19 protein-coding genes are annotated in these 26,148 nt (G+C 62.3%); 12 read left to right on the plus strand and 7 right to left on the minus strand.

The genetic code is table 11. The features are described 5' to 3' along the window. Window positions 1-8 precede the first annotated feature (8 nt). Both HU737_RS00210 and HU737_RS00215 read right to left on the minus strand, forming a co-directional pair. On the minus strand, window positions 9-1,133 hold the full coding sequence (locus HU737_RS00210; RefSeq protein WP_186554258.1) for a methyltransferase: 1,125 nt from the start codon (window positions 1,131-1,133) through the stop codon (window positions 9-11). A gap of 98 nt (window positions 1,134-1,231) precedes the next feature. Next, window positions 1,232-1,936, minus strand: a complete 705-nt coding sequence (locus HU737_RS00215) for an autoinducer binding domain-containing protein (protein ID WP_186554257.1) — start codon at window positions 1,934-1,936, stop codon at window positions 1,232-1,234. A 205-nt stretch (window positions 1,937-2,141) separates the two neighbouring features. Between HU737_RS00215 and HU737_RS00220 the strand changes: the two genes are divergently transcribed. After that, window positions 2,142-2,918, plus strand: a complete 777-nt coding sequence (locus tag HU737_RS00220) for a ferredoxin--NADP reductase (protein ID WP_186554256.1) — start codon at window positions 2,142-2,144, stop codon at window positions 2,916-2,918. An 88-nt stretch (window positions 2,919-3,006) separates the two neighbouring features. Here the strand turns inward: HU737_RS00220 and mscL are convergent, their stop codons facing one another. Next, window positions 3,007-3,426: a large-conductance mechanosensitive channel protein MscL gene (gene mscL, locus HU737_RS00225; RefSeq protein WP_186554255.1), complete on the minus strand. Its 420-nt coding sequence runs from the start codon at window positions 3,424-3,426 to the stop codon at window positions 3,007-3,009. 178 nt (window positions 3,427-3,604) lie between these two features. Here mscL and radA point away from each other — a divergent pair, with 178 nt between their 5' ends. The 8 genes from radA to HU737_RS00265 all read left to right on the plus strand — a co-directional run bounded on the left by radA (window position 3,605) and on the right by HU737_RS00265 (window position 14,796). Then, complete coding sequence (gene radA / locus HU737_RS00230) at window positions 3,605-4,972, plus strand: DNA repair protein RadA (RefSeq protein WP_186554254.1); 1,368 nt, start codon at window positions 3,605-3,607, stop codon at window positions 4,970-4,972. Between the two features lie 72 nt (window positions 4,973-5,044). After that, window positions 5,045-5,548 carry an RNA polymerase sigma factor gene (locus HU737_RS00235; RefSeq protein WP_186554253.1) on the plus strand — a complete coding sequence of 168 codons (504 nt, stop codon included), beginning with the start codon at window positions 5,045-5,047 and terminating at the stop codon, window positions 5,546-5,548. Between the two features lie 68 nt (window positions 5,549-5,616). Beyond that, window positions 5,617-6,594: a FecR family protein gene (locus HU737_RS00240; protein WP_186554252.1), complete on the plus strand. Its 978-nt coding sequence runs from the start codon at window positions 5,617-5,619 to the stop codon at window positions 6,592-6,594. Window positions 6,595-6,801: 207 nt separating this feature from the next. Next, entirely contained in the window at window positions 6,802-9,471 is a 2,670-nt protein-coding gene (locus tag HU737_RS00245) for a TonB-dependent receptor (protein ID WP_186554251.1), read from the plus strand. Window positions 9,472-9,554: 83 nt separating this feature from the next. Further along, entirely contained in the window at window positions 9,555-10,172 is a 618-nt protein-coding gene (locus HU737_RS00250) for a heme acquisition protein HasA (protein ID WP_186554250.1), read from the plus strand. Window positions 10,173-10,341: 169 nt separating this feature from the next. Continuing rightward, window positions 10,342-12,105: a type I secretion system permease/ATPase gene (locus HU737_RS00255; RefSeq protein ID WP_186554249.1), complete on the plus strand. Its 1,764-nt coding sequence runs from the start codon at window positions 10,342-10,344 to the stop codon at window positions 12,103-12,105. 5 nt (window positions 12,106-12,110) lie between these two features. Then, the gene (locus tag HU737_RS00260; protein WP_186554248.1) at window positions 12,111-13,457 is read left to right on the plus strand and encodes an HlyD family type I secretion periplasmic adaptor subunit; all 1,347 of its coding nucleotides are present in this window, start codon (window positions 12,111-12,113) and stop codon (window positions 13,455-13,457) included. A 4-nt stretch (window positions 13,458-13,461) separates the two neighbouring features. Continuing rightward, window positions 13,462-14,796 carry a TolC family outer membrane protein gene (locus HU737_RS00265; protein ID WP_186554247.1) on the plus strand — a complete coding sequence of 445 codons (1,335 nt, stop codon included), beginning with the start codon at window positions 13,462-13,464 and terminating at the stop codon, window positions 14,794-14,796. A 108-nt stretch (window positions 14,797-14,904) separates the two neighbouring features. Here HU737_RS00265 and HU737_RS00270 read toward each other — a convergent pair whose 3' ends face one another. Continuing rightward, window positions 14,905-16,422: a nucleobase:cation symporter-2 family protein gene (locus tag HU737_RS00270; RefSeq protein ID WP_186554246.1), complete on the minus strand. Its 1,518-nt coding sequence runs from the start codon at window positions 16,420-16,422 to the stop codon at window positions 14,905-14,907. Between the two features lie 260 nt (window positions 16,423-16,682). After that, window positions 16,683-17,051, minus strand: a complete 369-nt coding sequence (locus HU737_RS00275) for a PilZ domain-containing protein (protein ID WP_186554245.1) — start codon at window positions 17,049-17,051, stop codon at window positions 16,683-16,685. Window positions 17,052-17,216: 165 nt separating this feature from the next. On the opposite strand from HU737_RS00275, the gene HU737_RS00280 reads away from it, so the two are divergent. The 3 genes from HU737_RS00280 to yjiA all read left to right on the plus strand — a co-directional run bounded on the left by HU737_RS00280 (window position 17,217) and on the right by yjiA (window position 20,553). Further along, window positions 17,217-19,283 (plus strand): carbon starvation CstA family protein, encoded by a 2,067-nt coding sequence (locus HU737_RS00280; protein ID WP_186554244.1) that lies wholly within the window; start codon window positions 17,217-17,219, stop codon window positions 19,281-19,283. Between the two features lie 17 nt (window positions 19,284-19,300). Then, window positions 19,301-19,498 carry a YbdD/YjiX family protein gene (locus tag HU737_RS00285; RefSeq protein ID WP_119145888.1) on the plus strand — a complete coding sequence of 66 codons (198 nt, stop codon included), beginning with the start codon at window positions 19,301-19,303 and terminating at the stop codon, window positions 19,496-19,498. Window positions 19,499-19,575: 77 nt separating this feature from the next. Continuing rightward, complete coding sequence (gene yjiA, locus HU737_RS00290; RefSeq protein ID WP_186554243.1) at window positions 19,576-20,553, plus strand: GTPase; 978 nt, start codon at window positions 19,576-19,578, stop codon at window positions 20,551-20,553. Between the two features lie 155 nt (window positions 20,554-20,708). On the opposite strand, the gene glyA is transcribed toward yjiA, so the two are convergent. Further along, window positions 20,709-21,962, minus strand: coding sequence for a serine hydroxymethyltransferase (gene glyA, locus HU737_RS00295; protein WP_186554242.1), 1,254 nt, complete (start codon window positions 21,960-21,962; stop codon window positions 20,709-20,711). A 304-nt stretch (window positions 21,963-22,266) separates the two neighbouring features. Continuing rightward, a complete protein-coding gene (locus HU737_RS00300) occupies window positions 22,267-26,097 on the minus strand; it encodes a sensor domain-containing protein (RefSeq protein WP_186554241.1) in 3,831 nt (1,276 codons plus the stop codon). Window positions 26,098-26,148: the final 51 nt, after the last annotated feature.

Consider the following 26,148-nt stretch of genomic DNA (forward strand, 5'->3'; position numbering starts at 1 on the left):
CTTTGGGCTTACTTGCGGGCCTTGAGGATGACGAACTTGGGTGTAGCCGCTACCTGCTCAACCCCACGGAACAGCCGCGCCAGCTTACTGTGGTACCCCAGGTGCCGGTTACCCACGATGTACAGCGCGCCGCCCACTACCAAGGCATCGCGCGCCTGCTGGAACATCCGCCAGGCTAGGAAGTCGCCCACGACCTGCTGCTGATGGAACGGCGGGTTGCACAGCACCACATCCAGCGACTGCTTCTCCTGCCCAGCCAGACCATCGGCTGCGCGCACCTCCACCGGCCGATCGGCCAACACCGCCTGCCAGTTATCCAACGCTGATTGCACTGCCATGTACGACTCGTCGACTAGTGTGTACTGCGCCTCAGGATTAACCAGGGCACTGGCGATCGCCAGCACGCCATTGCCACAGCCAAGGTCGGCAACCCGAGCCTGGCCCAGATCACGCGGCAGGTGCGGGAGGAATGCGCGGGTGCCGATATCCAAGCCTTCGCGGCAAAACACATTGGCATGGTTGACCAGCTCCAGGGCTGGCGCATCCAGGCGGTAGCGCGTGGGATAAGGCGAGCTAACCCGTGGTCGTTCGGCCACGGTGGCGGTCAGCAGGCGGGCTTTTTTCTGCGCAAGCGACGCCTGCACCGGGCCGATGTACTTTTCCATCAGGTCGCCCGCTGCTCGCGGCAGGTGCTTGATCATGGCGGTGGCGATCACTTGCGCACCCGGGGCCAGATGGCCTTGCAGGCGAATCAGCTGCTCCTCGAGCAGCGCCAGGGTCTTCGGCACCCGCACCAGCACTCGGTCAAACGGCCCTTGCCAGGGCGCGTTGGCGGGCACGAAAGGCACGGCGTCGAAGGGCTTGGCGTTACGCGCCAGGTTCTTTTCCAAGGCCACCCGCGCCAGGTGCGAATCACCGCTGCTGACCACCTGCATATCAGCGCACAGGCTGGCCGCCAGGGCGCCGAAGCTGTCGTTTAGCACCAGCACCCGGCAATCCGTCGGCAGCGCCTGGCTGGCCAGGTGCTCGAGCAGATACTCATCGGCAGCGTCGAACGCTTGCAGGGGGTCGTTGGCCTGTTCCGGTTGGCGGATCAGGTCGAGTTCGGCAAAGGGGCTGGTCAACAAGGGCATGGCATGGGGCTCAGGTGCGAATCTGCCCGGCGCAGACCACGACGAGCTTGAAGCGCGCAATTCTACAGGGCTTTGCCCAAACGGTGGGATGTCTGGCGTCAGAACAGCCCGCGGCTGGCGGCGATGGCAATGGCACCGGCCTTGTTGGAGGCGTTGGTCTTGGTGATCACGCTGCGGATGTGGAAGTTCACTGTGCTGGTCGACAGCGACAGGATCCGGGCAATCACTGCCGCAGTCTTGCCGTCGGCGGACCACTTGAGCACTTCCAACTCGCGTTCGCTGAGTTTGGGGATCGGTGCCAGGGCTGCCAGGTGGTGTTCACTGAGCCGCTCGTGCAGGGTGTGGCACAGCCAGACGATACGCGCGCTCTTGCCATAGAACTCAGCGGTGTCGATCTTGCCCTGCGGCCTGGCTACGCTCAACTGCGTTTCGTTATGCCGCTGGTCGTGCACCGATTGGCTCCAGCCATGGCGCAAACCATAGGAGCACGCCGTACTACGCAGTGTTGGCACTTCGCGAAATAGCTCGTCATCCCATAGCACCGGCAGGGTGGATTCATGACAGCGCTTGACGATGGGGTCCTGTTTGATCAACTCAGCTTGCGTATAGAATGCGTTCCATTGCGCTGGGAAATTGTTGTACAGGAAGATTTGCGGTCTGTTAGCGGCCAGATGGATGTGCAAGGCCAAACCCATGTAGGGCATGCCCATATCCTGTACCAACGCCAACGCACGCTTGAACAACTGCTGCGGGTCGCGCTCGTCTAGCAGCTGTTGCAGCTGCTCCGGGTTCCATTGCGACATTGAAACGCTCCCTGATAGCTCCTTGGATCCAACTCCACTACCACCCGGCTCATTGTAGGAAAAGACCCAGCGTTGCGTTGGGATTTTTTCGCTATAGCCATGCAAGCCTTGTATGACGCTCAGTTTGGCTTGCCCCTGCAAACCGTCGGTGTTCATCGCCGCCGCTTTGGGCGAAACTGTGCACACTTGATTTATGGAGCCCGTCATGACCGCCAGCGCCGACAAATTCACTCGCCAGACCTTGCTCGACGTGCAACCGCTGACGCCCAGCTTGTTCTCCTTGCGAGTCACCCGCGACGCAGGCTTTCGCTTTCGCTCCGGCCAGTTCGCCCGCCTGGGTGTGACCAAGGCCGATGGCAGCGTGGTTTGGCGGGCCTATTCGATGGTCAGCGCGCCACATGATGAGCACTTGGATTTTTTCTCGATTGTAGTCCCAGGGGGCGAATTCACCAGCGAGCTGAGCCGTCTGGGCGAAGGCGATACGCTGTTGATCGACCGTCAGGCGTTTGGTTTTCTGACCCTCGATCGCTTCATTGGCGGTCGCGATCTATGGCTGCTGGCGACCGGTACCGGCATTGCACCGTTCATGTCGATCCTGCAGGACTTCGAGGCCTGGGAGCGTTTCGACAACATCAAGCTGGTGTATTCGGTACGCGAAGCCAATGAGCTGGCTTATCTAGAGGAGATCGCTGGCCTGGAACAGCGTGACTACCTGGCTGAGTTCGCTGGCAAGTTGCAGTTCATTCCGGTGGTAACCCGCGAGAAGCACCCTGGCGCATTGGATGCACGCATTACCACACTGATCGAAAATGGCGAATTGGAGCGGGCGGCAGGGCTTGAGTTTTCCCCTGAACATTCCCGCATCATGCTCTGCGGTAACCCGCAAATGATCGATGACACGCGCAAGGTGCTCAAGGCACGCGATCTGCAACTGAGCTTGAGCAAGCGGCCGGGGCAGGTGGCGGTAGAAAACTACTGGTGAGAATCAGCTACAAGCGACAAGCCTCAAGCTGTTAGAAAAGCCAGGGCCGAGCTCGGCCCTGGTGTTTCGTTTCGGCTCGTAGCTGCGTTCAGGGCAGACGATTCTGATTCTGCGTCTTGAGCAGGTCGCGAATCTCGGTCAGCAGGGTTTCCTGCGGGGTAGGCGCTGGCGGTACGCTCGGCGCCACGGCCTCTTCGCGCTTGAGGCGGTTGATCACCTTGACCCCCATGAAGATGGCGAAGGCGACGATGAGGAAGTCGATTACGGTCTGGATGAACTTGCCGTAGGCCAGCATCACTGCCGGAACATCGCCTTCGGCCGCCTTGAGGGTGATTGCCAGGTCACTGAAGTCCACGCCGCCGATCAGCAGGCCCAGCGGTGGCATCACCACGTCACCGACGAACGACGAAACGATCTTGCCGAACGCTGCGCCGATGATGATACCGACGGCCATGTCGACGACATTGCCCTTGACCGCAAACGCCTTGAATTCACTGATCATGCCCATGGTTGTGTTCCTTGTAACAAATGGATAAGTAAACGCAGTGTAAGCCACTTAAACGCTTCATGCGTGATGCTTGCAGCTAGAGACTGCGGTTAGATCGAATAGTTTTGTCGCACCCCGCGGCGTTCGAGACACGTCCAGCTCGGCTATCATGGCGGTTTTTTCCCAGGAGACTGCCCCCATGGCCAAAGCCAAGCGCTTGTATGGCTGCACCGAGTGCGGCGCGACCTTTCCCAAATGGGCCGGCCAGTGCGGTGAGTGCGGCGCCTGGAACACCCTGACCGAAACCATGATCGAGAGCGGCGGCGCGGCAGCGCCGAGCGGGCGCGCCGGCTGGACTGGGCAGCAGGCGCAGATCAAGACCCTGGCCGAGGTCAGCGTTGAAGAAATCCCGCGCTTCACCACCAGCAGCACCGAGCTCGACCGAGTGCTCGGTGGTGGCCTGGTCGACGGCTCGGTGGTGTTGATTGGGGGTGACCCGGGTATCGGCAAGTCGACCATCCTGTTGCAGACCCTGTGCAACATCGCCACCGGCATGCCGGCGCTATACGTGACGGGCGAGGAATCCCAGCAGCAGGTGGCGATGCGCTCACGGCGCCTGGGGTTGCCGCAGGATCAGCTCAAGGTCATGACCGAAACCTGCATCGAAACCATCATCGCCACGGCGCGCGTGGAAAAACCGCGGGTGATGGTCATCGACTCGATCCAGACCATCTTCACCGAGCAGCTGCAATCGGCGCCTGGCGGGGTGGCGCAAGTGCGCGAGAGCACGGCGCTGTTGGTGCGCTATGCCAAGCAGAGCGGCACGGCGATTTTCCTGGTCGGCCACGTCACCAAGGAAGGCTCGCTAGCCGGCCCGCGGGTGCTGGAGCACATGGTCGATACCGTTCTGTATTTCGAGGGCGAGTCGGACGGCCGCCTGCGTCTGCTGCGCGCGGTGAAGAACCGCTTTGGCGCGGTCAATGAACTGGGCGTGTTCGGCATGACCGATCGTGGCCTGAAGGAGGTTTCCAACCCTTCGGCGATCTTCCTCAACCGTACCCAGGAAGAGGTGCCAGGCAGCGTGGTGATGGCCACCTGGGAAGGCACCCGGCCGATGTTGGTCGAGGTGCAGGCGCTGGTCGACGACAGCCACCTGGCCAACCCACGACGAGTCACCTTGGGCCTGGACCAGAACCGCCTGGCCATGTTGCTGGCGGTTCTGCATCGCCATGGCGGCATTCCTACCCATGACCAGGACGTGTTCCTCAACGTGGTCGGTGGGGTGAAGGTATTGGAAACCGCTTCGGACCTGGCGCTGCTGGCGGCCGTCATGTCCAGCCTGCGCAACCGGCCGTTGGCCCACGGTCTGCTGGTGTTCGGCGAGATTGGCCTATCGGGTGAGGTGCGCCCCGTGCCCAGTGGCCAGGAACGCCTCAAAGAGGCCGCCAAGCACGGCTTCAAACGCGCCATCGTGCCCAAGGGCAATGCGCCCAAGGAGTCGCCGGCGGGCTTGCAGGTGATTGCCGTGACGCGTCTGGAACAGGCTTTGGACGCCCTGTTCGAGTAATCGGTCTTCTTGCAACTGATTCTCAATTGCCAGTAGCATACCGCCACCTTGCGACCAGCCTCTGGAGTATGTGTGGCGCAGTCCGATTTAAAACGCCTGTTCCTCAAGCATGCGAAAACCCTGCAGGGTCTGCTCTCGCGCAAGGTGCGCGATCCGCAGTTGGCCGCTGACCTGGTCCAGGAGAGCTTCCTGCGCTTGGCCGAGCAGCAACGCCTCGAGCAGATCGACAACGCTTCGGCCTACCTGTACCGGACTGCGCATAACCTGATGGTCGACCATGTGCGTCAGCAGCAACGGCGCAAGACTGATCTGGTCCCGCATGAGGCACTCGAAGGCATCGTCGAGGAACGCCCCGGCCTCGACGAACAGGCCGAGCGTGCGCAGCATCTGCAGCGTTTGCAGGCGATCCTGGCTGAGCTGCCCGAACGCACTCAGCAGGTGTTTCGCTTGAACCGCCTGGAAGGCATGACGCACGCCGAGGTCGCACGGCACCTGGAAATTTCCGATAGCTCCGTGCAGAAGCATCTGGCCAAGGCCCTGGCCTATGTGATGCAGTGCTTGCAGGAAGCGGAATGACCAACGGTTTACTGACAAACGCCCCCTCAGACGTCAGCCAAGACATAACCAGATCGCGAGAGAACCGTGTGAGCAGCCAGAACTTGCCAGAGCAAGCCATCCGCGAGCAGGCCGCCGAGTGGGTGGTGCTGCAAAGTGCCGGGCCGTTGACCACGGACCAGCAACAGGCACTTGAGCAGTGGTGCGCCAGCGATGCGCGGCATGCCCAGGCCTATGCGTTTGCCCAGGCGACCTGGGCTGATCTTGGCCAGTTGACGAGCGTGGCGGCGCCTGCTGCGGCGCGCGCCCGGCCTGCGCGCGCCAGGCGCCCGCGTTTGCGCGCGGCAGTCGCCAGTGCGGCGGTGCTGTTTCTAGCGGTGTTCACGGTCTATCAGGGGCCTGCCTGGCTGCTCGATTGGCGCGCCGACTATGCCACTGCCACAGGTGAAGTGCGGCGCGTCACGCTGGCAGATGGCAGCCTGATCGAGCTGGACAGCCGCAGCGCCGTGCAGATCGCATTCAACGATCAAGAGCGGCGCATTCGGCTGTTGGCCGGCGAGGCAGTTTTTACCGCGGCGCCTGTCAGCGCAACCGAGCCGCGGCCATTTGTCGTCGAATACGCCGGCGCCACGACGCGCGCCCTGGGCACCCGCTTCGTGATCGGTGAGGCGGGCGCCGGGGGCTGGGTTGGCATGCTCGAGCACAGCGTGGCGGTTGATCTGCAAACGCCGCCCGCCCATGGCCAGGCCAGCCAGCGGCTGGAGGAGGGCGCGAGCTTGCGTTACGACCAGGCCCAGGGCGTTCGGCCTTGGCCGCAGCGCGATCTGCATCGGGCGACCGACTGGCAGCGTGGCGTGCTGGTGTTCGAGCGTCAGCCGTTGAGCGAAGTGGTCGAGCGGCTCAACCACTATCGCAGTGGCCGCTTGGTCGTCACCGATGCCGAGTTGGCCCGGCGTCAGGTGAGCGGGGTGTTCCGCCTGGACAACCTCGACGCTGCGGCGAGCGTGCTCAGCGATGAGCTCAAGGCCAAGCGTTTCGAGGTGGCGGGGGTGACGCTGATCTACTGAAATTGCGCCTGACAGAAATTATTTTGATTTTCCGTTACTGAGTTTTCCTACGCCGCACGTCTGTTTGTTGAGATTGATTTTCATTACTAGAAAACAGCCAACAACAGACGAGCGACAACAGTGAGCACGCCACGACCACACCCTCAGCGACCCCTCGGTCGCCTCGCCTTAGCCACCAGCTTGGTCTTTGGCGCTTGTGCCCTGCCGATGGGGATCGGCCTGGCACAGGCGGCCAGCGACAGCGGCGCGGCCAGCCGCCAACTGATTCAATTCGCCATCCCGGCCCAGTCATTGGACAGCGCTGTGCTGGCCTACGCCGAGCAGTCCGGGGTGCAGGTGTTCTTCGATAGCCGCAAGTTGGCTGGCTTGCGCAGTGAGGGGCTGCGCGGTGGCTACAGCGCCGAGGACGGTCTGCGCCAATTGCTGCGCGGTGCGCCGGTACGCTACCGCTTCAGCGCCGCCGGCCAGGTTGGCCTTGAGCGGGTCGAGGACAACGGCGAGGTGATGGAGCTGGGCGCTACCCATGTCAACTCGAACCGCGAAGGCGATTGGGTCTACCTGACGCCACGTTCGACCAGCGTGATTACCCGCGAGCAGATCGACAAGCGCCCGCCACGGCATGCCGCGGACCTGCTCGAAGAAACGGCCGGGGTCTACACCGCGGTCGATCAACGCGATCCAGGCCTGTCGGTGAACATCCGGGGTGTGCAGGACTACGGCCGGGTCAACATGAACATCGATGGCATGCGCCAGAACTTCAACGTCAACGGCCACCAGCAGCGCAATGGCGTGATGTTCATCGACCCTGAGTTCATCAGCAGCGTGCAGATCGACAAAGGCAGCCAATCGGGCATGGGCGGGGCCGGGGTGCTCGGTGGTATCGCCAGTTTCAATACCGTGCAGGCCAGCGAGTTTCTTGGCCCGGACAAAGAATATGGCGGGCGCATTCGCGCCGGCCACGGCATCGGTGAACTGGGCAATGGCACCTACTTCAATGGCAGTGCGGTGTTTGCCTTCGGCAACGAGGTCGGTGACGTCTTGCTCGGCGTCAGCGAGCGCCATTTCGGAGACTACCGCGCCGGCAGCAACGATACCGACAATCTTGGGACCCAGATCCGCCTGAAAGATCAATTTCCTCAAGCCTGGCAGGACTGGATCGACTCCGAAGTCGGTGACATGAGCAGCGTCACGCGTTCGCAGATGATCAAGCTGGGCCTGAATTTGCCGCTGGATCAACGCGTCCAGCTCAGTTACCTGCAAACCGATACCGACAGCAAGGATGCCTGGACCTGGCAAAGCGCGGACAGCAACTCCTGGTATTACCGCCGTTCGGCCAGCAATGACATCACTGCCAAGAACGTCGCGCTGGACTACAGCTATTCGCCAGACAACGATCTGATCGATCTCAAGGCCAAGCTGTATTACGTCACCACCCGCCAAGACCGTTGGAACGCCGGCAGCACCGCCAGCATTGGCAGTGGCAACTACTATGCGCCCTACACCGATCGTTTCCAGACCGACACCTGGGGGCTGCAGCTGGAAAACACCTCGCGCTTCTACCTGGGGCAGCGCGATAGCCTCAGCGTCAACTATGGCACCGAGATGTTCCAGGACACCTTCAAGCCAAGCAGCGAGATGGTTCCGGCACGCAGTAACAGCAGCAATCCCTTTGCTGGCGGGGCCAATCCTGAAGGCAAGCGGATCATGGCCAGCCTGTTCGCTGACCTGACCTACGAGCATGACGATTGGCTGACCCTGGATGCCGGTTTGCGCTATGACCGCTACCGCCTGACCGGCAAGACGGGCTTGACCACCTACATGTACCCCACCGGCATCACCCAGGTCGATCTGCTCAAGCAGCGCACCGAGCTGCTGTATGACGTCGACCAAGAGCAGGGGCGCTTTTCGCCGACCTTCGGCATTGGCGTCAAGCCGGGCCTGGACTGGTTGCAGCTGTACACCCGCTGGGGCCGAGGCTGGCGCCCGCCTTCGGTGACTGAAGCGTTCATGAGCGGCAAGCCGCACGGCGGTGGTAACGAGCTGGTTTATCCCAACCCGTTTCTCAAGCCGGAGACCTCGCACAACTGGGAGGTGGGCATGAATATCTTCAAGGAATCACTGTTTCGCAGCGGTGACCGCTTCGCCGCCAAGATCGCTTATTTCGACACGCGGATCGATAACTTTTCCTTCCTCGATACCAACGTCGATTTGCCAGGCACCGACGGCGCGACCGGGGTGTCGATGGGGCGCAGCGCCTACCAGAACAATTTGCAAGACACGCGCTTTCGGGGGCTTGAGTACTCCCTGGACTACGATACCGGGCGCTTCTACACCCGGCTCAGCTACACCCACATGATTGGCCGCAACGACTTCTGTTCAAAACAGCTCTACCTCGGTGGCGCGCAGAAGAAGAACATCAGCGGTACCGAAATCGTCGAGCTGCCCATTGGTGGCGGCATGACGATCCCAGTGCCCATGCCGGTCTACGACGCGGTGGCGGATGCCGACCTGGATGCCCAGACGCGCTGTGGCGACATCATGGGCAACGCCAGCTACATGCCGGCTGACCGTGGCTCGCTCACCGCCGGGCTGCGCTTTTTCGACAATACCCTCGATGTCGGGGCTCGACTGCGCTACAGCAAAGGCAATGGCGCCAATCTCGAAACTCATGGCTATAGCCAACTCGACCAAGCCCTGTGGCCGCAATACAAGGTCTGGGATCTCTACGCCAGCTATTGGGCGACCCCACAGCTGAACATTGCCCTGTCGATGGAAAACCTCACCGACCAGGCCTACTTCGTCGCCATGGGCGACTCCAACAACTTATCGCTGGCACGCGGTCGGACCTTGACCGGCATGCTCGAGTACCACTTCTGATCCATCAGGTTCGCCCAATGAAGGGCAACACGAGGGCTTGGCAAGAGCCTTCGCTTTCAACTGCAATGCAATGAGGAATCGAAATGAGCGTTTCCGTTACTTATTCCGCCAGCTTCGCCAACATCACTGTCGATCAGTACTTCACGCTGTGGTCGACCGGCTTCAAGACTGCCGATCACAACGCCAGCAACACCGGTGGCTTCAACAACGGCTCGTTCGACGGTGACCAGTACGCGATCCGCGGGACCAATGGATCGAACTATGCGGTGATTGCCGAAAGCGAAACCGCCAATGGCCTGCACTACGTGTTCAACCCGGCACTGCCCGCCAGCAACAACCTCAACCATTACCTGTGGGGCGAGTTGGATAGCGTTCAACTGGGTAATGGCCTGCAAGGTGGTGGTGGCAGCGATTACAGCCTGTCGACCTTTGCCGTCAGCTTCGAAGGCCTGGACCTGAGCGCCGCGCAAGGTGCCGGTCGTGTCGGTAACGACGTGCACAACGTTATCTACAGCCTGATGCAAGGCAATACCGACGCCCTGGAGTCGGTGCTCGACAACCTGCTGGCCGACTACGGCGTATCCACCGACAGCACCTTCGCGGCGATCAGCTCGGCCCTGGCTGCTGGCCCGTCCAGCGCGCTTGCCGCCGAAGCTGTGGGGGTCCAGGCGCTGCCAGAAGATCTGGCGCTGGCGGCCTGATCCCAGGCATGAAAAAGCGAATGGAGGGTGACCCTGCCATTCGCTGATCTGTTGCAGTTACCCCGCAACCCGTGTCTTTGCCGGGCCCAGGTTGCGGTGGTGCGAATTCTGTGGCGCCGACCAGGCGAAAGCAATCGCCGATCGACGCTTGCCATGAGGTTTCCATCAAATGCGAACCGCTCCCGCCGCAGCCAATCAAGTGCTGCAGGCGCTCAAGGCCTGTCGCGCCGGCTTGGCCAACGTCGCCCTGTTCACTGCGGTGATCAACCTGCTGATGTTGGCGCCAGCGCTGTACATGCTGCAGGTGTATGACCGCGTGTTGTCCTCGCGCAACGAAATGACCCTGTTGATGCTCAGCTTGATGGTGCTTGGGCTGTTCGCGTTCATGGGCCTGTTGGAGTGGGTGCGCAGCCAGGTGGTGATCCGCCTCGGCACGCAGATGGACCTGCGCCTGAACCCCAGGGTGTTCGAGGCTGCTTATGAGGCGAGCCTTGCCGGCCAGCGCGGGGTGGCCGGGCAGATGCTCGCCGACCTCACCCATCTGCGCCAGTTCGCCACCGGGCAGGCGCTGTTCGCCTTGTTCGATGCGCCGTGGTTCCTGGTGTACCTGCTGGTGATGTTCCTGTTCAGCCCCTGGCTTGGCCTGATGGCCGTGGTCGGCGCGGTTGTGCTGATGGTGTTGGCTTGGGTCAATGAGCGGCTGACCCAGGCGCCGTTCGCCGAAGCCGGGCAGCTGTCCCAGCAAGCCAGCCAACAGGCCAGCGCCAACCTGCACAATGCCGAGGTCATCGAGGCCATGGGCATGCTCGGTGCGGTACGCGAGCGTTGGGCGCAACTGCATCATGGTTTTCTTGCCCGGCAGAACCTGGGCAGTGAGCGCACCGCAGCGATCACCGCCATGTCCAAAAGCGTGCGGCTGGCCCTGCAATCCTTGGTACTAGGCTTGGGAGCGTGGCTGGCGATCGAACAGCTGATCACCCCAGGCATGATGATCGCCGGTTCCATTCTGATGGCGCGGGTGCTGGCACCGATCGATCAGTTGATCGGCGCTTGGCGCCAGTGGGGCGCGGCGCGGTTGGCCTATCAGCGCCTGAGTGGAATGATGCAGGCGCAGCCGCCGCGCCCGGCAGGCATGCCGCTGCCGGCGCCGAGCGGCAAACTCACCGTCGAGGCGCTCGACGCACTGCAACCCGGCAGCAACAAGCCCTGCCTGAGCAACCTGGGCTTCGAGCTGCCGGCCGGAGAGTCGCTGGGCATCATCGGCCCATCCGGTTCGGGCAAGTCGACCTTGGCCCGCCTGTTGATCGGTGCCCAGGCGCCGGCTGCGGGCAAGGTGCGCCTGGATGGCGCCGATCTGCGTCTGTGGGACAAGCACGCGCTGGGCATGCATATCGGCTACTTGCCGCAGGACGTGCAACTGTTCGCCGCCAGCATCGCCGAGAACATCGCCCGGCTGGACGCGGTGGATGCCCAGCAGGTGGTCGCTGCCGCGCAACTGGCCGGGGTGCACGAGATGATCCTGAAACTGCCGGCCGGTTACGACACCCAGTTGGGCGAGGGCGGCAGTGGCCTGTCCGGCGGCCAGCGCCAGCGCATCGGCCTTGCCCGGGCCTTGTATGGGCTGCCGGCGTTGATCGTGCTCGACGAGCCTAACGCCAACCTCGACGAGGCTGGCGAGCGGGCCTTGCTCGAGGCCATCGGCAAAGTCCGCGCACAGCGCCGCACGCTGATCCTGATCACCCATAAATCCGCACTGCTGGCCGGGCTCGATAACCTGCTGATGCTCAACAGCGGCCAGCTTCAGGCCTACGGGCCGACGGCGCGGGTGCTCCAGGATGCCCAGCGTTCACGCCCAACCGTCGCTGGGGTATCGAGCCCGGCGCCGCGCCCACCTGTTGGCCTGAGCATGAGCTACGGCCTGCCGAGATCTTGAAGACCATGACGGTACACGCTGCATTCATCCGCAAAGCCGAGACACCTGGCGAGTCCGCTACTGTTTTGCGCCTCGACGAGCGTCGTCCGGCCAGGCTTGGCCGTTGGCTGGTCTTGGGCGGTTTTGGTGGTTTTATCCTGTGGGCCGCGCTGGCGCCGCTGGACAAGGGCGTGCCGCTAAGTGGCACGGTGATGGTCGCCGGCAGTCGCCAGGCGGTGCAGCACGTCGCGGGCGGGGTGATCGAGCAACTGCTGGTGCGCGATGGCGACCGGGTCGGCGCCGGCCAGGTGCTGCTGCGCATGGACGCGACCCAGGCTGAGGCGCAGAAGGGCTCGCTGCAGGTGCAATACGTCAACGCGCGGGCCACTGAGGCGCGGCTGATGGCTGAGCGTGACGGCCGCTCCAGCGTTGATTTTCCTGAATCGCTGCGCGCCCAGGCTGCTACGCCGTGGGTGGCTAGCGTACTGGAGGCGCAGCGCCAATTGCGCGCCAGTCGCGCCCAGGCACTGCAGATGGAATTGGCCGGCATGGGCGAGGGGATCGCCGGCGCCGAGGCCTCGCTGCAAGGCTTGCAAGGCTCGCTGGCCAGCAAGCAGGCGCAGCGTGATGCGCTCGATGAGCAACTGCGCGGGCTGCGTGAGCTGGCCCAAGATGGCTACATCCCGCGCAATCGCCTGCTCGACAGCGAGCGCTTGCTGGCCCAGGTCAACGGCTCGATCGCCGAGGACCTGGGCAACATCGGCCGCACCCGCCGCCAGGTGCAAGAGTTGAAGTTACGCATTGGCCAACGCCGCCAGGAAAACCAGAACGACGTTCGTCAGCAGTTGAGCGAGATGCAGGCCAGTGCCGAAGACCTTGGCAATCGCCTGCGCAGCGCCGAATTCGAATTGGCCCACAGCCTGGTGCGCGCGCCGGTTGCAGGCACGGTTGTGGGGCTTAGCGTCTTCACCAATGGCGGGGTGATTGCCCGCGGCCAGCAGTTGATGGAGATCGTCCCCGGCGATGCGCCGTTGTTGGTGGATGCGCGGGCGCCGGTGGAGATGGTCGACAAGCTGCAACCGGGTTTGCCGGTCGAGCTGATGTTCGCCGCTTTCAACCAGAGCAGCACGCCTCGGGTGGATGGCGAGGTGGCGCTGGTATCGGCCGACCGCTTGCTCGATGAAAAGACCCAGCAGCCGTATTACCAGGTGCGCATCAAGGTCACTGAACACGCCTTGCAGCAGCTGTCCGGCCTGGACATTCGCCCCGGCATGCCGGTGGAAGCGTTCGTGCGTACCGGTGAGCGCTCGATGCTCAACTACCTGTTCAAGCCGCTGGCCGACCGGGTGCATATCGCCCTGGCGGAGGAATGACCCGATGCGTTCGTTGTTGATCTTCGGGCCGTTGCTGATGGGCCTGAGCTTATCCGCGCACGCCTTGGACCTGGGCGATGCCTACGCCTTGGCGCTGCGTAACGACCCCACGCTGCACGCGGCCATCGCCGAGCGCGATGCCGGGGTGGAGAACCTGACCATCGGCCGCGCCCGGCTGCTGCCGAACCTGTCGTACCGCTACAATCGCGCGCGCAATGACTCCGAAGTCACCCAGTACAGCCCGCTGGGCGACAGCACCGTGCAACGGGACTATCGCAGCTACAGCTCGACCCTGACCCTGCAACAGCCGCTGTTCGACTACGCCGCCTGGAGTGAGTACCGTCGTGGTGTGGCCCAGGCGGCGCTGGCCGACGAGCGTTTTCGTGGCCGTAGCCAGGAGCTTGTGGTGCGCCTGTTCGGCGCCTACAGCGAGGCATTGTTCGCCAACGAGCAGATCGCCCTGGCCCAGGCCCAACGGCGCACCTATGCCGAACAGCTGACCCTCAACCAGCGCCTGCTCAAGGGCGGTGAAGGCACCCGTACCGATCTGCTCGAGACCCGTGCCCGGCTGGAGCTGGCCCAGGCCCAGGAGATCGAGGCGGGGGATAACCTCGATGCGGCCCTGCGGGCACTGGAGGCGATCATCGGCGAGGCGGTACTGGTCGAAGACCTGGCGCCCATGCTGGGTGATTTCCGTGTGCAGCCACTGCTGCCGACGCGTTTTGAACAGTGGCGCGATCTGGCCGTGGCACACAATGCCGAGCTTGCCAGTCAGCGTCATGCGCTGGATGCGGCCGATCAGACGGTCGAGCAACAGCGGGCGGGGCATATGCCGAGTTTGAGCGCCTATGCCAGCAAGGGGATTTCCAGCTCCAGCTCCGAGAGCACCTACAACCAGCGCTATGACACCGACAGTATTGGCTTGCAGTTGAGTGTGCCGCTGTTTGCTGGCGGCGGGGTGTCGGCGTCGGTGCGTCAGGCCAAGGCTCAGCGCGCTGCGCTTGGCTATGAGCTCGATGCGCAGTTGCGAGATACGGTTAACCAGCTGCGCAAGCAATTCAACCTGTGCGCCAGTAGCACGGCGAAGATTCGTGCCTATGGCCTGGCGGTGAATGCCGCTGCGGCGTTGGTTGAGGCCACGCGCAAGAGCGTGCAGGGCGGTGAGCGGGTCAACCTCGATGTGCTGGATGCCGAGCAGCAGCTATATGGCGCCCGGCGCGACCTGGCGCAGGCGCGGCATGACTATCTAAGGGCGTGGGTGCAGTTGCGCTATTTGGCAGGCGTGCTGGATGCCGGAGACTTGAGTGCGTTGAATCGCTATTTCGCCGGGCCTGCGTAGCAAGGACCTCGCGGGCGTGGACTTGGCCAGCGATAGCGTCATCAACACCCACAAAAAAGGGGAGCCGACGATGCGCATCGGCTCCCCCCTGACCGCTTCGATCAGCGATCAATGCTCGGCAATGGCCTTGCGCCGTGGCGCCTCGTCGCCATGCTCATCGGCTTCGAGCAGCGGCACTTCATTACCTTCGGCATCGAACAGCTTGCCATCCTTGAAGTAGTCGCCATCGCGCAATGCCGAGATGTCCGAGTACTGGATGGTGCGCTCGTAGGCAGCGGCAAATACCGACTGTTGGTCCGAGTTGCCCGTGGTGAAGTGGTTGAAGATCAGGTTGAGCAGAATCGCCATGATCGCCGCCGAGCTGATGCCGGAGTGGAAGATGGTCTCGAACCAGTTCGGGAAGTGGTGGTAGAAGTTCGGTGCGGCGATCGGGATCATGCCAAAGCCCAGCGAGGCGGCGACGATGATCAGGTTGACGTTGTTCTTGTAGCTGACCTTGGACAGGGTGCGGATGCCGCTGGCGGCAACGGTGCCGAACAGCACGATCCCTGCGCCGCCCAGCACTGGCGTCGGCACTGCGGCAATCACCCGGCCCATGATCGGCAGCAGGCCCAGCACGACCAGGATCACACCACCGGTAGCGACCACGTAGCGGCTCTTGACCCCAGTCACGGCCACCAGGCCGACGTTCTGGGCAAAGGCGCTCTGGGTGAAGGAGCCGAAGATCGGCGCGAGGATGCTCGAGGCCATGTCGGCGCGCAGGCCATCACCCAGGCGCTTGGAATCGACCTTGGTGTCGATGATGTCACCGACGGCGAGGATGTCCGCCGAGGTTTCCACCAGGGTCACCATGATCACGATGCACATCGACAGGATCGCAGCGATGTGGAAGGTCGGCATGCCGAAGTGGAAGGGGGTTGGGAAGGCGAACATCGGGCCTTCGGTGACCTTGCTGAAGTCAGCCATGCCCAGCGACCAGGCGATCAGGGTTCCGGCGACCATTGCCAGCAAGATCGACAACCGCGAGATAGCCGCGCTGCCCAGCTTGCTCAGTAGCAGGACGATGGCGAAGGTCGCCGCCGCCAGGCCGATGTTGGCCATGCTGCCGAACTCCGGCGAGGCGCTGTTGCCGCCCATCACCCAGCGTGCAGCGACTGGCATCAGGGTCAGGCCGATGGTGGTAATGACGATACCGGTCACCAGCGGCGGGAAGAATTTGGTAATGCGCGAGAACACCGGGGTAATCAGAAAGCCGATCAGCGAAGCCGCCATGACCGCACCCAGTACACCCTGCAGGCCACCGCCGCCTTCGCTACTGAGGATCGCGCCCATGGTCGCCACACCGGCGAACGACACACCCTGTACCAGCGGCAACTGACAGCCGAAGAACGGTAGGCCCAAGGTCTGCAACAGCGTCGCCAGGCCACCGGCAAACAGCGAGGCGGCGATCAGCAGGCCGATTTCCGCAGGGTTCAATCCTGCAGCCTGCCCCAGGATCAGGGGTACTGCAACGATCCCTCCATACATGGTCAGCACATGTTGCAGACCATAAGCCAGGTTGGCACCCAGGCCGAGGTTTTCGTCCTCGGGGCGTTGGGCGGGAGACGTGCTAGGGGACGTAGTCATGGAGCAGGCTCTCTGTTTATTGTTGTGCCGCTACTGTAGACACTTCCTACATTAGATGGCCACAAAAATTGTATACAATATTTTGATTGGAGCGCGCACAAGGGTGGCCGCAAACAGCGCGTTTACTGAATGCAGAATGCGTTCCAACTGGTCAGAGGCGGTGCAGGATGGATGTGTACAAGCGCCCAGACGCCCCGCAAGAAGCTGTCTGGGTAGACAGGAAACAGTAGGTGGGAAGTACGTTAGCTAGCTAAGAGATATCAATCTTCGATGAGTTCGCGCAGTTCACGCATCATTTCGGTGCTGTCAGCCAGGTTCAATTCCACAAGACGGTGCAAATGGCTCATCGAGTCGAGGTCGATGTGCAGGCAGACGAATCCGAGCCGGTCGGGTTCTTCGTGACGCAGTTCGACCTGCATGCGCAGCTGGGTCTGTTGGTCACTAAGATGGATGACTGCATCGAAGTCCTGCGTGGCATCGGCGTCCCACGGTTCAGGTCGTTGGATCAACAGTCCTTTGAGCGATAAATCGAGCAATTTTACCGGCCAGCGTCGGTTGCCCTGGCGCAATTCAGTGGGCGCATCGAAGGCAATGCGCTGAAAGCGCCGGCGTTCATCGTGGTTGCTCATGGGAAAGCCCTCCGGAGTACATCCTGACTATAGTTAATTTCGTACCTGCATCAGGTAAAGCAAACGGGCAGCAAAGGCTCTAGACCAAAGCAAGTGTGGCAATGCGCGATGACACGCCCTAGACTCGATGGGCGGTCTTTCCAATCCACCAGCTGGAAGTAAACCATGAACAACAATAATAGCCTGCTACGCCACCTTCCGTGGCTGGCGCTGGCAGTCCTGGGAGCCTGTGCGCTGGGTGTGGTTGCCCTGCGTCGCGGCGAGGCGATCAATGCCTTGTGGATCGTGGTCGCGGCAGTGGCCATCTACTTGGTCGCCTATCGCTACTACAGCCTGTTCATCGCCACCAAGGTGATGCAACTGGACCCCCGTCGGGCTACGCCCGCGGTACTCAATAACGACGGTCTGGACTATGTCCCGACCAACAAGCACATCCTCTTCGGTCACCACTTCGCGGCGATCGCCGGTGCAGGGCCGCTGGTCGGTCCGGTGCTCGCGGCGCAGATGGGCTATTTGCCCGGTACGCTGTGGCTGATCGCGGGCGTGGTGCTGGCCGGTGCCGTACAGGACTTCATGGTCCTGTTCATGTCCACCCGCCGCAACGGCCGCTCGCTGGGCGACATGGTGCGCGAGGAGATGGGCAGGATCCCTGGCACCATCGCCTTGTTCGGCTGCTTCCTGATCATGATCATCATCCTCGCGGTGCTGGCGCTGATCGTGGTCAAGGCCCTGGCCGAGAGCCCATGGGGCATGTTCACGGTAATGGCGACCATCCCGATCGCGATGTTCATGGGCATTTATATGCGCTACATCCGCCCGGGTCGTATCGGTGAGATTTCGCTCATCGGTGTGGTCTTGCTGCTGCTGTCGATCTGGCTGGGGGGCCTGATTGCCGCAGATCCGGTTTGGGGCCCGGCCTTCACCTTCACTGGCGTGCAGATCACCTGGATGCTGGTCGGCTACGGCTTCGTCGCGGCGGTGCTGCCGGTCTGGCTGGTGCTGGCGCCGCGTGACTACCTGTCGACCTTCCTCAAGATCGGCACCATCGTTGGCCTGGCCATCGGTATCCTGATCATTGCGCCGGAACTGAAGATGCCGGCCCTGACCCAGTTCACCGACGGCACCGGCCCGGTGTGGAAGGGCACGCTGTTCCCGTTCCTGTTCATCACCATCGCTTGCGGTGCGGTGTCTGGCTTCCATGCGCTGATCTCTTCGGGGACCACGCCCAAGTTGCTCGACAACGAAACCAACGCCCGTTACATCGGCTACGGCGGCATGCTGATGGAGTCGTTCGTCGCCATCATGGCCATGGTTGCCGCTTCGGTGATCGAGCCAGGCGTGTACTTCGCCATGAACAGCCCGGCCGCAGTGGTCGGCGCCGACGTCGCATCGGTGGCGCAGACTGTCAGCAGCTGGGGCTTCTTGATCACCCCTGAGCAACTCGAGGCGGTCGCCCGCGACATCGGCGAGCACACCATCCTGGCCCGGGCCGGCGGTGCGCCAACCCTGGCGGTGGGTATCGCACAGATCCTCCACCAGGTGTTGCCGGGTGAGAACACCATGGCCTTCTGGTACCACTTCGCGATCCTGTTCGAGGCGCTGTTCATCCTCACCGCAGTGGACGCCGGTACCCGTGCCGGGCGCTTCATGCTGCAAGACCTGCTGGGCAGCTTCGTGCCGGCGCTCAAACGTACCGAGTCGTGGGCGGCCAACCTGATCGCTACTGCGGGCTGCGTAGCGCTATGGGGCTACCTGCTGTACCAGGGCGTGATCGATCCGCTGGGCGGCATCAACACCTTGTGGCCACTGTTCGGTATCTCCAACCAGATGCTGGCGGGTATCGCCCTGATGCTCGGCACCGTGGTGCTAATCAAGATGAAGCGTCAGCGCTACATGTGGGTCACCCTGCTGCCTGCGGTATGGCTGCTGATCTGCACCACCACTGCTGGCTTGATCAAGCTGTTCGATCCGAACCCGGCAGTCGGCTTCCTGGCCCTGGCCAACAAGTACAGCGTAGCGCTGGATGCCGGTCAGGTGCTGGCGCCGGCCAAGGACATCGGCCAGATGCAGCACGTGATCTTCAACGCCTACACCAACGCTGGCCTGACGATCCTGTTCCTGCTGGTGGTCTTCAGCATCCTGTTCTTCGCCCTCAAGGTTGGCTACCGCGCCTTGGGTCACAAGGAGCGCAGCGATAAAGAAACCCCATTCCAGGCCTTGCCTGACGCGTAAATGAGAGGATTGCAGCTATGTTCAACGACCTGGGTCGACTGGGTAAGTACCTGGGGCAGGCTGCCCGCCTGATGGTCGGCATGCCCGACTACGACAACTATGTCGAACACATGCAGGGCAAGCATCCGGACAAGCCGGTGATGAGCTACGAGGAGTTCTTCCGAGAGCGCCAGGAAGCCCGTTACGGTGGCAAGTCGGGGCCTAAGTGCTGTTGAACCAGCGGCAAGCGTGAACCTGTGGGAGCCTGGGTAACCGGCTCCCACTTTCATTTTCGGCTTGAGGAGATTTCTGCGTGCAAGCGCCCATTCCCGTAACTGTCCTGACCGGCTTTCTCGGTGCCGGCAAGACCACCCTGCTCAAGCACATGCTCAAGGCCGAGCATGGCCTGAAGCTGGCGGTGATCGAAAACGAGTTCAGCGAAGCCGGCATCGACAGCCAGTTGCTGGGCGATGAACCAGTACAGGTCATGACCCTGGCCAACGGCTGCGTGTGCTGCACCATCCACACCGACTTGACCAAGGCCCTGTACCTGCTGCTCGAGCGCCTGGACGCTGGTGAAATCGCCTTTGACCGGCTGGTGATCGAATGCACCGGTCTAGCCGATCCTGCGCCGGTGGCGCAGACCTTCTTCATCGACGAGGAACTGCGCGAGCGCTACATCCTCGACGGCATCATCACCTTGGTCGATGCCGCGCATGCCGAGCTGCACCTGACCCAGGCCATCGCCCAGGCGCAGGTGGGTTTTGCCGATCGTCTACTGCTGAGCAAGACCGATCTGGTCGAGCCGCAGGCGGTGCAAGCACTGCGCGAACGGCTGGCGCGGATCAACGGTCGAGCGGGCATCCGCGTGGTTGAGCATGGCCGCATCGATCTGGCCGAACTGCTCGATGTGCGCGGCTTCAACCTCAATACCGATTTGGGTGTGAGCCTCAAGCCAAGCTTGCGCCCGGTGCTCAAACCGGCCACCCCGGACCGCATTTCGACCTTGGTCCTGCGCACCGAAACCGCGCTGGATATCGACCGCCTCAGCGACTTCATGAACGAGCTGCTGGAAACCCATGGCAAGCAACTGCTGCGTTATAAAGGCGTGTTGAACATCGCCGGAGAACAGCGCCGGCTGGTGTTCCAGGGCGTGCTGAAGCTGTATGGCTTTGACTGGGATGCTGAGTGGAAGCAAGGGGAAGCGCGGGAGAGCGTGATGGTGTTTATTGGTGATGAGTTGCCAGAGGAGAAGATTCGTACAGGCTTCGACGCATTGAGCGCGGACTGAAGATGCAGATCGCATCAAGGCTGCCTGGCGCATGCCGGTAAGTTTTGTAACGCACTTCAGGTTCTGCACTTGGCGCAAGCCCAACAAAAAACCGCTACCAGTTACCTGGCAGCGGTTTTTTCATACCCGACGATCAGGCCGTCGGCTAGGCGCTCTTAGTTGCCGTAAACCGGCAGCTTCTTGCAGATAGCCTTGACCTTCTCACGCACGGCATCGATCACTGCTTCGTTGTTCAGGTCGGCGAGGATGTCGCAGATCCAGCCGGCCAGCTCGCGGCACTCGGTTTCCTTGAAGCCACGGGTGGTGACGGCTGGGGTGCCGAAACGCAGGCCCGAGGTGACGAATGGCGAACGTGGGTCGTTCGGCACCGAGTTCTTGTTGACGGTGATGAAGGCTTTGCCCAGTGCGGCATCAGCGTCCTTACCCGAGATTTCCTGCTTGATCAGCGACAGCAGGAACAGGTGGTTTTCAGTACCACCGGAAACCACGTCGAAACCGCGCTCGATGAACACGCTGGCCATGGCCTGGGCGTTCTTCACCACTTGCTGCTGGTAAGCCTTGAACTCAGGCTGCAGGGCTTCCTTGAAGCAGATCGCCTTGGCTGCGATGACGTGCTCCAGCGGGCCACCTTGGGCGCCTGGGAATACTGCCGAGTTGAGCTTCTTCTCGATGTCGGCGTTGGCACGGGCCAGGATCAGGCCGCCACGTGGACCGCGCAGGGTCTTGTGGGTGGTGGTGGTGACCACGTCGGCGAATGGCACTGGGTTCGGGTAGACGCCAGCGGCGACCAGACCGGCGACGTGAGCCATGTCGACGAACAGGTAGGCACCGACCTTGTCGGCGATTGCGCGGAAGCGTGGGAAGTCCAGCACCTGCGAGTAGGCAGAGAAGCCAGCAACGATCATCTTCGGCTTGTGCTCGACAGCCAGACGCTCGACTTCGTCGTAGTCGATCAGGCCGTTGCCGTCGATGCCGTACTGGATGGCGTTGTACAGCTTGCCGGAGGACGAAACGCTGGCGCCGTGGGTCAGGTGACCGCCGTGGGCCAGGCTCATGCCCAGGATGGTGTCACCCGCCGACAGCAGGGCCAGGTAGACTGCGGCGTTGGCCTGGGAACCGGCGTGTGGCTGGACGTTGGCGTAGTCGGCGCCGAACAGCTCTTTGGCGCGGTCGATGGCCAGTTGCTCAACTACGTCGACGTACTCGCAACCACCGTAGTAGCGCTTGCCTGGGTAGCCTTCGGCGTACTTGTTGGTCAGTACCGAACCCTGGGCTTCCATGACAGCTGGGCTTGTGTAGTTTTCCGAAGCGATCAGCTCGATATGCTCTTCCTGACGCTGAGCTTCTTGCTCCATGGCGGCAAACAGATCGGCGTCGTACTTGGCAATGGTCAAATCACGGCTGAACATGGCGGTCCTCAAGGATCGGGGCAGAATTGGGTGTGCATTCTAACCGATTGATTCGCCCCTGGCATATGAAGTGGCGTCATGTCGCGGACCAATGGAGTTCATGTGGCACACCGCGCCCCGCCTGGGTTGGCTGGGGGCTGGAGTTGACTTTTAGGTCCGCTTTTTCGGCGCAGATTTCAGCCACAACACCGTACCTGTGGGAGCGGGTTTACCCGCGAAGCAGGCAACGCGGTGCATGGCACCGGCTTCGCCGGTGTTCGCGGGTAAACCCGCTCCTACAGGGATCGCGCCAGTTGACGTGGGATCACTGGAACATGAACAGCGTCTCGTTACTGAACTGCGCCTCGAACTGATTGGCCGGCATCGGCCGGCCGAACAGGTAGCCCTGCACCTCGTCGCAGCCATGCTCGCGGAGGAACTCCAACTGCTCATGGGTCTCCACGCCTTCGGCGATCACCGCCAGGTTGAGACTGTGAGCCATGGCGATGATGGCGCGGGCGATCTGCGCGTCCTGTTCGCCTTCAGGCAACCCATCGACGAAGGTGCGGTCGATCTTCAGCACATCGATGGGAAACTGCTTGAGGTAGTTGAGCGACGAGTAGCCGGTGCCGAAGTCATCGACCGCGATGCTCAGCCCCAGCTTTTTCAGGCTGTCGAGGATCTGCATCGCCTCATGCACTTCGCGCATCAGGATACTTTCGGTCAGTTCAAGCTCCAGGCACGCCGGCGGCAGGCCGGTTTCTTCAAGGATGGTGGCGATCCGCGTGCCGAGCTGACCATCGGAGAACTGCCGCGCCGAGATGTTCACCGAGACCTTGGGTACCCTAACCTTTGCCAGGTGCCAGGCCTTGAGCTGGCGGCTGGCCTCGCGCAATACCCAATCGCCAACGTCGACCACCAGGCCGAGCTCTTCGATCACCGGGATGAAGTCGCCCGGCGGCACCAGGCCACGCCGCGGATGCCGCCAGCGCAGCAGCGCCTCGGCGCCGGTCAGGCGTTTGCCATCACCGCTGAACTGCGGCTGGTAATAAAGGATGAACTCGTTCTGCTCCAGGGCGTGACGCAGGTCGCTCTCCAGCTCCAGGCGCTCCAGGGCGCTGGCGTTCATTTCGGTCTGGTAGAACTGGAAGTTGTTCTTGCCGCGCTCTTTGGCGTGGTACATGGCGGTGTCGGCGTTCTTCATCAGCTGGCTGAGTTCGCTGCCATCCTGCGGGCTCAGGGCGATGCCGATGCTGGCAGTGACGAAGAACTCGCGGTTCTCCAGGACGAACGGCCGCACCAGGCTGCCGAGGATATTCTCGGCCACATGAATGGCGCGGTTCAAAGCCTGCTCGCGCGAAGCCTTGGGTTGCAGCAGCAGGGTGAATTCGTCGCCGCCCATGCGCGCCACGGTGTCGTCGTTATCGACGCATTCAAGCAGACGCTGGGCCATGTCCTTGAGCATGCGATCGCCTGCGGCATGGCCGAGCGAGTCGTTGATCGGCTTGAACCGGTCAAGGTCGAGGAACATCAGCACCACCCAGGATTTTTGCCGTTCGGCTTGCTGCAGGGCGGTATACAGCCGGTCCTGGAACAGCGTGCGATTGGGCAAGTGGGTCAGGGCGTCGTAGTACGCCAGGCGGTGGATGCGTTGTTCGCTGGCCTTGCGTTCACTGATGTCGGTGAAGAAGCACACGTAGCTGGCCAGGTCGCCCTCGTCGTCGAGCACTGCGGTAATCCCGACCCAGGCCGGATAGTGCTCGCCATCGCGGCGCTTGAGCCACACCTCGCCCTCCCAGCTGCCACGCAGGTGCAACTGCTTGAGGATATAGCCCAGGTGCGCATCCTGTTGCTCTTCGACGGTGAGCATGCCCGGCAGTTGGTCGAGCACCTCATCGACCGCATAGCCACTGACCCGGCTGAACGCTTCGTTGGCCTGGACGATATAGCCGGCCGGGTCGGTAATGAGGATGGCCGAGGTCGAGTGCTCGAATACCGTGGCGGCCATGCGCAGGTCTTTTTCGGCTCTGCGCTGCTGGCTGATGTCGCGGCCCACGCCGAGAACGCCTTCGAAGCGCTCGTGCTCATCCCACACCAGCACCAGGCGCAGTTCGATGGGGATCTTGCGGCCATCGGCGCGCAAGCAGTCGAATACAAACAGCTGGGTGGGCAGTTCGCGGCGCAGTTTGGCCAGCTGCTCAGCGTCATCAAGGACCTTGCTGACCCGCTCCATCAGGCTATAGATGCCCGTCAGTTGAGCTGGATTGGCGACGATCGATTGCCAGCCGTTATCGAAGATCCAGTCGGCCTGATAACCCAGTACCGCCAGCACCGAGGGGCTGACGTAGTTGAGCTGCAGTTTGCTGTCGGTAGAGAAGATCACGTCGCTGATGCTTTCGGCGAGCATGCGGTAGCGCTGCTCGCTGTCACGCAACGATTCGCTGGCCTCGATCTGCACCGTGACGTCCTTGCCTACGCCGATGATGCGGGTGACCTGGTCATCGCTGTCGCGGGTCAGCACCTGCTCGCGGATGTCGTAGCAGCGCCAGTTGCCATCCCGGTGGCGGAAGCGCAGCTGGCAGTGCAGCGATTGGCTATGCCCGCTATCGCGTTGTAGCTGGCGCAGCTCGCGATAATGCGCGGCGTCTTCGGGGTGTAGCAGCAGCTCCCAGAAGCGGTCGCCCATCTGCGCCAGTTCGGCGCGGTCGTAGCCCAGGGTCTGGCCCAGGTGGCGGTTGCTGAAGATCATCCGCTGGCTGGCTACGTCCTGCACATAGAGCTGGTCGGGCACGGTGCGCACTACGTCCGACCAGAAGCTCTCGCGCTCGAGCAACGACAGCTCGACCTGTTTGCGGCTGGTGATGTCGCTGATACTGAGGATCACCGCCTGGTAGTCGCGGCGTTGCAGCGGCAGGCGCGACATCAGCCACAGGTGCAGCTCGCCGCCCAGGGGGGCGGGTAGGCGTACTTCCAGTTCGAGCAGCATGCGCTGCTCGATCAACGCATCGATCAGTTGCATGCCAACGCTGTCGCGGCCATCGCCGGTGCCTTCGATCAGCCGCTGCCAGGCGCCCTCGTTGCATTGGACATTGAGCAACTGGCGGGCGACTTCATTGATCTCGGTGATCTTCAGTTCTTGCAGCAGCGAGCGGCGCAAGCCAGGGTCGAGCGCCAGGCTCTGCTTGAGGGCGGCATGATTGCGCAGGTGATAGCGGTCGAGTTGTCCGGGCAGGCTGGACAAGTCCAGCACGCACAAGGCCACGCCCGTGCCCTCGAAGATTTCTTGATAGCGTCGCCGGTCTTCCTGCAAGGCGCGCTGACGACGGCGCATGTTGATCAGCGCGAGCAATGGCAGCAGCGCGCAGATCAGCACCAGCAGGCATTTGCCGATCAGTGCGGGCAGTAGTTTCTGCTGCGCCTGGCCGACGTCATACAGACCGCGCAGTTGCCAGGTGCTGTTATCGATGAATGCCAGCATCACACTTTGTAGCGGCTGGTCACTGACCGGGGTCGGCCCATGGCGTTCGAGCACTTCGCCACTGCGGCTGTTTTCCAGCAACCAGAGTGGGTGATCGGGACCGTCCAGGTGCGCCGTCAGTTGCAGGTAGTAGTCTGCCGACAGGCGCAGTAGCCAGTAGCCGCGGCCCTGTTCGGCAGGTTGGCGCAACAGCAGATAGATCAAGCTGTTGTCGGGCGAATTGGTGAAGAAGTAGCTGCGACCTTGATTGAGCTGGAGTAGCTCGTCAATCATCTGGCGGTCGGGACTGCCCTCGAAGCTGTCGCTCAGAACCCGTCCGCTGCTGTCCAACCAGGCCAGATGGCGCAGGCCAGGCAGGCGCCCTTGCAAGGTTGCGCGCAGCGATGGCAGCGCTTCGGGCGTCGGCGGTTTGACATAGGGCTGCACCAGATTCACCGCCTGCTGCGCTTTGAGTGCCATGTTCAGGTTCAGGTGATCGGCCAGTTCAGCGCTCGCTATCAGGCTGTGTTGGCGCAGATCGGCCTGGGTATGGCGGAACTGGGCGAACAGCTGCCACAGCAGCAGGCCCAGTAAAACCAGCGCCAGCAAGGCCAAGGTGCCCTTGAGTGAGCCACGCAGGGAGGGGGCCCCGGCAGTGGGGGCAGGGCGCAAGATTGACGGTTGGTTGAGATTGGTCAAGCGGTGGTCCTGCGATTGGGCTGGCGATGGCAGGGACGGAACATGCATGGG

This window comes from Pseudomonas urmiensis (genome assembly GCF_014268815.2).
GTDB lineage: Bacteria > Pseudomonadota > Gammaproteobacteria > Pseudomonadales > Pseudomonadaceae > Aquipseudomonas > Aquipseudomonas urmiensis.

Coding starts and splice junctions, on each gene's coding strand:
- HU737_RS00210 (WP_186554258.1), bottom strand. CDS start 1,133: ATGCCCTTGTTGACCAGCCCCTTTGCCGAACTCGACCTGATCCGCCAA.
- HU737_RS00215 (WP_186554257.1), bottom strand. CDS start 1,936: ATGTCGCAATGGAACCCGGAGCAGCTGCAACAGCTGCTAGACGAGCGC.
- HU737_RS00220 (WP_186554256.1), top strand. CDS start 2,142: ATGACCGCCAGCGCCGACAAATTCACTCGCCAGACCTTGCTCGACGTG.
- mscL (WP_186554255.1), bottom strand. CDS start 3,426: ATGGGCATGATCAGTGAATTCAAGGCGTTTGCGGTCAAGGGCAATGTC.
- radA (WP_186554254.1), top strand. CDS start 3,605: ATGGCCAAAGCCAAGCGCTTGTATGGCTGCACCGAGTGCGGCGCGACC.
- HU737_RS00245 (WP_186554251.1), top strand. CDS start 6,802: ATGGGGATCGGCCTGGCACAGGCGGCCAGCGACAGCGGCGCGGCCAGC.
- HU737_RS00250 (WP_186554250.1), top strand. CDS start 9,555: ATGAGCGTTTCCGTTACTTATTCCGCCAGCTTCGCCAACATCACTGTC.
- HU737_RS00255 (WP_186554249.1), top strand. CDS start 10,342: ATGCGAACCGCTCCCGCCGCAGCCAATCAAGTGCTGCAGGCGCTCAAG.
- HU737_RS00260 (WP_186554248.1), top strand. CDS start 12,111: ATGACGGTACACGCTGCATTCATCCGCAAAGCCGAGACACCTGGCGAG.
- HU737_RS00265 (WP_186554247.1), top strand. CDS start 13,462: ATGCGTTCGTTGTTGATCTTCGGGCCGTTGCTGATGGGCCTGAGCTTA.
- HU737_RS00270 (WP_186554246.1), bottom strand. CDS start 16,422: ATGACTACGTCCCCTAGCACGTCTCCCGCCCAACGCCCCGAGGACGAA.
- HU737_RS00275 (WP_186554245.1), bottom strand. CDS start 17,051: ATGAGCAACCACGATGAACGCCGGCGCTTTCAGCGCATTGCCTTCGAT.
- HU737_RS00280 (WP_186554244.1), top strand. CDS start 17,217: ATGAACAACAATAATAGCCTGCTACGCCACCTTCCGTGGCTGGCGCTG.
- HU737_RS00285 (WP_119145888.1), top strand. CDS start 19,301: ATGTTCAACGACCTGGGTCGACTGGGTAAGTACCTGGGGCAGGCTGCC.
- glyA (WP_186554242.1), bottom strand. CDS start 21,962: ATGTTCAGCCGTGATTTGACCATTGCCAAGTACGACGCCGATCTGTTT.